Genomic DNA, 2,663 nt, shown 5'->3' on the forward strand with positions numbered 1-2,663 from the left:
TTCTAAGACAATTGCATTCTTAATTAACAAACCAGACAAAGACAATAGACCAAGAATCGCCATGAATTCCATTGGTGTCTGGGTGAGTAATAGTCCTGCGACCACACCCACAATGGCGAGCGGTACAACCAGCCAAATAACCACAGGTTGACGCACGGTACCAAATAAGACAAATACCACTAACACCATGGCAAGAAATCCTAGCGGAATCGTCGATGCAAGGTTTTCGTTGGATTCTTTAGAATCGCCATATTCCCCCCCCCAATCCAGTGAGTAGCCATCTGGTAAATCGATGGCTTCGATGTGTGGGCGGATGCGATTAAACACATCTGAAGTCAATACACCCGGAATCGGGTCGGCTTGAACGATCAACTCCCAATCACGGTTCACGCGACGAACTAAGCCATCACGCCAAACCGTTTTGTAGCCGTCAACGACCTGATCGATCGGAATACTTTCGCCTGTGATTGAGCTGACTACAAGTACGTTGCGCATATCGTCAATGCTGGTTCGCTCATTTTCGGTAGCACGTGTGATGATCGGGATCAATTCGTCGCCTTCACGATAAGCACCAACGCTTTGACCAGAAAAATTGCGTTCGAGAGCAGCAGCTAAGTCTTCACGAGAAACACCAATGCGTTGCGCCGCTTTTCCGGCATAAATAGGTTCAATCACTGGTACCGGATCGCGCCAATTATCTTTGATGGAAAGTGCTTGCCCATCATTGACCATGATATGCTTTGCTTTATCTGCGAGTGTTCTGAGTACTTTAGGGTCCGGGCCGGTAAATTTTGCTTGGATTCTAGAGCCACCACCAGGGCCAAGCACAAATTTCCAAACTTTGCCTTGGGCGTCGCTAAATTGTTCATCGATGTAATGTTGAATTTGCGGCAAAAGAGCGTCAATTTGTTTATTGTTGTTCGTTTTGACCAGTAATTGGCCATAAGAGGAGTTGGCCGACTGAGGACCGTAAACCAACATAAAGCGTGGAGCTCCACCACCGACGGAAGATTGAATTTCTTCAACACCTTCGAGTGTGGCAACAAATTGATTAAGCTTGGCAATGTCAGCTTTTGTTACGCTAATATCGGTGCCTTCGGGTAACCAATAGTCAACCACAAACAGTGGTGTGGTTGAGGCTGGGAAGAAGCCTGGTTTTACAAAGCCAAAACCCCATACCGAAACGGCAAACAGCGCAATGATACAGCCAATGACTTGAGTGCGTTTTTTCAGTGAGTAAACCAGAACGGATTTGTAACCTAGGCTAAAACGCCCCTCTGGCTCTGCATTCGCCAATGTGTTTTCTTTAGGCTCTTTGAATAGCCAATAACAAAATAGTGGGGTCAGCGTAATGGCAAACACCCAGCTATAAGGCAGTGAAATCAAAATTACCCAAAATAAATGGCCCGTGTACTCAGCGGTAGAACCCGGAGCGAAACCTATGGGGGCAAAGGCGATAATACCGACTAATGTGCCTCCAAGTAGTGGCCATATCGAACGTTCAACAATTTTCTTAGCAATGGCAAGTTTTGCTGAACCATTTTTGATGCCAACCAGAATCCCTTCAGTCACTACAATGGCGTTGTCGACCATCATTCCTAACGCAATGATTAATGCGCCTAAAGAGATACGATGCATCGGGATAGACACATAATTCATGGTTGCCAAGGTGGCAGAGATGGTCAGTAATAGAATCGCACCAATGACAGTCGCTGATTTCATACCCATAAATATGAATAGGGTGATGATCACAATGGCTAACGCGGCCGCGACGTTTAGAACGAAATTTTGCACGGAAGCATCAACGATCTTCGCCTGATGATAGAACTCATGTAGCTCCATACCGAGAGGACGAAGGTTTAAGTTATCACTAATTGCTTGATCAATTCCTGCGCCAATCTTAACAATGTTGCTGCCTAAAACGCCGGATATGCCAATCGCAAGCGCTGGTTGGCCATTGTAGTTGTACGTTTTTTCATCTGGCTCTTGATAGCCGCGATAAATGTGCGCAATATCTTTGAGGTAGACCAACTTGCCATTTGGCTCTGCAGCAACCAATAAGTTCTTGATTGCATCAACTGAATCTATCGCGTCGGTAGGGTCTATAAATAGCCGCTTAGTACCTACTTTTACGTTACCAGCAGAGGCCATTGCATTTTGTTGTGACAGTACGTTAAGAACGTTATTGAATGAGAGCCCTAATCGTTTGATGTCACTGCGAGAAAGCTCAACGTAAATGACTTCTTTCTTTGCTCCTTCGATTGTGACACGAGCAACGCCATCCACTTTTAAAATGGTACTTTGAAGTGATTCTGCGTATTTCTTTAATTCTGCATTGTCATATCCCTCGCCAGTTAGGAAATACAATAGACCGAACACATCACCAAAGTCGTCTGCGACATAAGGTTCACCTGCACCGGGAGGCAATGAACGCTTAGCATCGCTAACCTTATTGCGTAACTTGTTCCATACTAGCTGGAGATCCGCTTTTGTTTTAGAAGCTTCGTATTTTACTTCGACGGTAATTTCAGATTTACCATGCGTTGAAACTGAGCGAATTTTCTTAACTTCAGCGAGTTGTTGAATCGATTTTTCCAGTGGCTCTGTTACTTCCAATGCCACCTCATGTGGTGAGGCTCCAGGATATTGCGTTATTACGACCC

The 2,663-nt window shown here is 45.2% G+C and carries 1 protein-coding gene; it reads right to left on the minus strand.

Features of this window, described 5'->3' with window-relative positions:
* Nucleotides 1-2,663: efflux RND transporter permease subunit (locus RH85_RS17990; RefSeq protein ID WP_006714141.1), on the minus strand; the 2,663-nt coding region annotated here is incomplete at both ends.

Source organism: Vibrio ichthyoenteri ATCC 700023 (genome assembly GCF_000222605.1).
In the GTDB taxonomy this organism is placed as follows: domain Bacteria; phylum Pseudomonadota; class Gammaproteobacteria; order Enterobacterales; family Vibrionaceae; genus Vibrio; species Vibrio ichthyoenteri.